Origin of the sequence: Vibrio sp. 1641, assembly GCF_033339995.1 — a bacterium.
Lineage (GTDB): Bacteria > Pseudomonadota > Gammaproteobacteria > Enterobacterales > Vibrionaceae > Vibrio > Vibrio alginolyticus.
The window spans coordinates 1-607 of the sequence record NZ_JAWOVP010000307.1; the positions used below are offsets into that span (position 1 = coordinate 1).

The 607-nt window shown below is 43.2% G+C and carries 1 protein-coding gene and 1 pseudogene; one reads left to right on the forward strand and one right to left on the reverse strand.

The features are described from left to right. Nucleotides 1-447 (forward strand): TSUP family transporter (locus tag R7Z47_RS25680; protein ID WP_318130871.1); only part of this gene is annotated, 447 nt, incomplete at its 5' end. Here R7Z47_RS25680 and R7Z47_RS25685 read toward each other — a convergent pair. Next, nucleotides 383-607 (reverse strand): annotated as a pseudogene (locus R7Z47_RS25685) (LysR family transcriptional regulator); the annotation flags it as partial. The gene R7Z47_RS25680 and the pseudogene R7Z47_RS25685 overlap by 65 nt on opposite strands.

Genomic DNA, 607 nt, shown 5'->3' on the forward strand with positions numbered 1-607 from the left:
GCGATTTCTCTTTATTTTTTACTCGCACCAAGTACTCGAAAAATCGATGGAGAACCAAAACTTGCCGAAGCGATGTTTGCATTGTGTATCGGTGGTGGAGTTGGTTTCTACGATGGTTTCTTTGGCCCCGGTACGGGCTCGATTTTTACTGTGTGCTTTGTTGCTCTTGGCCACTTTTCTCTCGTGGATGCAACAGCACGAACTAAGATTTTGAATTTCACTTCAAACATTGCCGCATTGTTGTTTTTCGTTATCGCAGGGTTACCTGTATGGGAAATTGGTTTGACGATGGCGGTCGGTGGCTTTATTGGCGCTCAACTTGGCGCAAAAGTGGTGGTTACCAAAGGTCAAAAGTGGATTCGACCTCTAGTGATTACCATGTCTATGCTGATGGCAACAAAACTTCTTTGGCAACAACATCAGCAATGGCTTCTAACACTGTTTTAATTCGCTGATTGCGGTATGTGTTGTGGCGAAGACAGATGTGTATTGGGCGAATTAGAGGCTCTAGTTCTTCGAATTCAAAACAGAAATTTGATGCGATGTTGAGTGTTTTGATGATGGATTTAGGTATCAGTGCTGGTGCCATTCCTTTTAAAGCTAATTG